Origin of the sequence: uncultured Dialister sp. (assembly GCF_900541605.1) — a bacterium.
Taxonomy (GTDB): Bacteria; Bacillota; Negativicutes; order Veillonellales; family Dialisteraceae; genus Dialister.
The window spans coordinates 1-2,224 of sequence record NZ_UQKJ01000202.1 but is presented as its reverse complement, the minus strand read 5'-3'; the positions used below and the strand labels follow the sequence as shown (position 1 = coordinate 2,224).

The 2,224-nt window shown below is 52.7% G+C and carries 2 protein-coding genes; both read right to left on the bottom strand.

The features are described 5' to 3' along the window. Positions 1-114: 114 nt before the first annotated feature. Complete coding sequence (locus QZR21_RS09040; protein ID WP_296098111.1) at positions 115-912, bottom strand: ABC transporter ATP-binding protein; 798 nt, start codon at positions 910-912, stop codon at positions 115-117. Then, on the bottom strand, positions 909-1,913 hold the full coding sequence (locus QZR21_RS09035; protein ID WP_296098113.1) for an iron ABC transporter permease: 1,005 nt from the start codon (positions 1,911-1,913) through the stop codon (positions 909-911). The genes QZR21_RS09040 and QZR21_RS09035 overlap by 4 nt, the downstream gene beginning before the upstream one ends. Positions 1,914-2,224 lie beyond the last annotated feature (311 nt).

The window sequence follows — 2,224 nt, the reverse complement described above, 5'->3', positions numbered from 1 at the left end:
CAGCGATGCCAACCCACCACCCTTACGAACCATCCATACGTTTGGATTTTCCACACCATACATGAGCACAAAAAAGGTGCTGTGAATCAGATTTCACAGCACCTTTTCCATATCCTATTTTTCAAGAAGCCCATTAATACATACACTGGGCCTTCCTTTTCTCATTTCCACATCCGCATCCACGTCGAACACTTCCGCAATGGCCTCGTGGGTCATCACTTCCATAGGCGGGCCATGGCGCTGGATGATGCCATGCTCCAGGACCAGAAGATCCGTGGAATACCGGATGGCCTGGTTAATTTCATGGAGCACCATGACCACCGTCAGGTTTTCTTCCCGGTTCAGTTTGGATACCAGCTCCATCACTTCCAGCTGGTGGCAGATATCCAGATACGTAGTCGGTTCATCGAGAATCAGGATTTTTGGCTCCTGGGCCAGGGCCATGGCAATCCATACCCTCTGCCGTTCACCACCGGAGAGGCTGGCTGCCAGACGGTCCTTCAGGTGGGTGGTATTCGTCTTTTCCATGACCTCCGCCACCACTTCCCTGTCCCTGGTGGAAACGCCGCTCCACCAGTGCTGGTAGGGATAGCGGCCACAGGAAACCAGTTCCTCGCTGGTCATATCCTTTGGCACTTCATGGAACTGGGGCAGGAATGCCACCACCCTGGCCAATTCACCGGCGGAGTAGGATTCCAGCGGCCGTCCCGCGATCTCGATGGATCCACTCTGGGGCTTCAGGTTCCCTGTCACCGTTTTCAGGAGCGTTGATTTCCCGCAGCCGTTTCTTCCGAGGAATGTCACAATGCTTCCTTTTTTGATGACACCGCTGGCACCCTTCAGGACCTGGTGATTTCCGAAGGTTACATGAATATCATTAATTTTAATAGCAATATCATTGTCTGTCATCATGCACTCCTCCTCAGCAGGTACAGGAAGAACGGTGCCCCCAGAAAGGCCATGATAATGCCGGCCGGAATTTCAATAGGCGAGAAAAGTACCCGGCCCAGGGTATCACAGAATACGAGGACCCCGGCTCCCAGGATGGCAGAGCCCGGTACTACATACTTGTAGTCAGTGCCGATAATAAGGCGCACAATATGGGGCACCACGAGTCCTACAAACCCGATGAGCCCTGCAATACTGACGGCACCCGCCGCCAGGAGAGCTGCCACGGCGGTCATGGAAAAGCGGACTTTCTCCACCGGCACCCCAAGGCCCCGGGCCGTTTCATCACCCAGGGAAAGGATGGTCAGCGCTTTGCATCCTGCCAGCGCCAGCACAAGACCAAGGACGGTGTATGGGAAAAGTGCCTCCACCTGGGGCCAGCTCCTTGCGGAGAGCCCCCCTACCATCCAGAGAAGGGCGCCCTGTACCTTATCCGAATAAAATACGAGGAGCGCCGAAATACCGCTTCCCAGAAAAGCGGAGACCGCAACGCCGGCCAGGATAATACGGCTGGGGCGGATCCCGTTCTTCCAGGCAAGGGCATAGACCGCTGCCGCTGAAAGCATGGCTCCCACAAAGGCCACCGGCGTCAGGAGCAGGGATGCTTCCGGCATAAAAATCAGCATAATGACACCGGCAAGACCGGCACCGCTGGATACGCCGACGATTCCCGGATCTGCCAGGGGGTTCTTCATCACCGCCTGCAGGATAGCTCCGGACACCGCCAGATTTGCTCCCACCAGGGCACCCACAATGTTTCTGGGGAACCGGATATTCCAGATTACCATTTCATCGGTGGACTCCACATGGCCCGTGAGGGTGTGCATGATGGTGGCAAATGAAATATCCGCCGATCCGAAGATAAGGCTGAATACCATGGCAAATACCGTAAAAGCGGCAAAAATAAAGATGATAAAAATCCGAAGGCCCTTACTTTTGCCGGTTTCCTCCCGTTTTTCTTCCATTACCATTCCTCCTTTGTCTGATATCTGAAACAAAATCACAGTTTAATGAGTTTTCACTTCCTGCTAATTTTATGATATCAAACATACTGTTTATACTTAATTATAGCATCTTGAAGTTTGAATACAAGACGGAAAAGAGAAAGTATAGAGATCTGTCTGATGTGGTCGAGCCATATGCGACAGATGGAACCTGTTGAGATGGAAAAGGTGGCGGCGTATAGAAGTTAGGAGTGAGGAGTTAGGAATGAGGAATGAAGGTTAAAATGGACCCCGAGTAGTGGACACATCCGAAAGTGAGGCCCCCGGATTTT